An 876-nucleotide genomic window follows, 5' to 3' on the forward strand; every position below is an offset into this window, starting at 1 on the left:
AGAGCTAAACATAAAATTTTGCCGCCAAGTAAATTTGGATTGATACAAATAACAAGGCAACGTGTACGCCCAGAATTAGATATTAAAACCCGTGAAGAAAATCCTAACGGTGTTAATGGTGCTGAAATTGAAGCACCCATTGGGCTAGTACAAAAAATTACGCATGACCTTGAACAACTATACAGAAAAGACTATAAAAAGTTGACTTTAAACACACATCCTTTTATAGCAGCCTTTTTAACAAAAGGTTTTCCATCTATTCGTTCAAAATGGTTTTTTGAACACAAAAAATGGGTTAAAATTTTACCAAGAGATGCTTACACATACCTAGAATATCACTTTTTTGATAAAAAAGGTAATCAGTTAAAATAAAATTAAACCCGCTACTTTATGCAAGTTAGCGGGTTTTTTTGTTTTTTATCGGTGTTTTTAAATTATTTATTTACATTTGTTAACACCAAAACATTAATTATGAATACAATATACCTACTTACTTATTTTAAATTGAGCCATAACTCTACAAGTTCATTTTAAAATTTAAAGCTATAATTCATTTTTCACTTCGCAAACAAAAACACCAAAGCATGCAAAAAAAATACCTTGTTTATTTTGCTTTATTTATTAGTGTGAATCTATTTTCACAAAATTTCAGATCAATCTGGAATACTAATAACATAGAATCTGGTTCTTCTGCAAATAACCAAATAACGGTTCCTACAAACCCAGCCTATACATATAACTACACCGTAAATTGGGGTGATGGCAACACTGATGTTGGTGTTACAGGAAACATAACTCACAATTACGCAACAGCCGGTACTTATACCGTAGAAATTAGTGGTACTTTTCCATCTATTTATTTTAATGACGATAATG

Annotated in this window: 1 protein-coding gene and 1 pseudogene; both read left to right on the plus strand. The window is 30.7% G+C overall.

The features are described from left to right. Positions 1–372: pseudogene (locus FUA24_RS17220) on the plus strand (ribonuclease E/G); the annotation flags it as partial. A 212-nt stretch (positions 373–584) separates the two neighbouring features. Continuing rightward, positions 585–876, plus strand: a 292-nt coding sequence (locus FUA24_RS17225) for a PKD domain-containing protein (RefSeq protein WP_187388318.1), incomplete at its 3' end; no start/stop codon positions are given.

Source organism: Seonamhaeicola marinus (genome assembly GCF_008085455.1).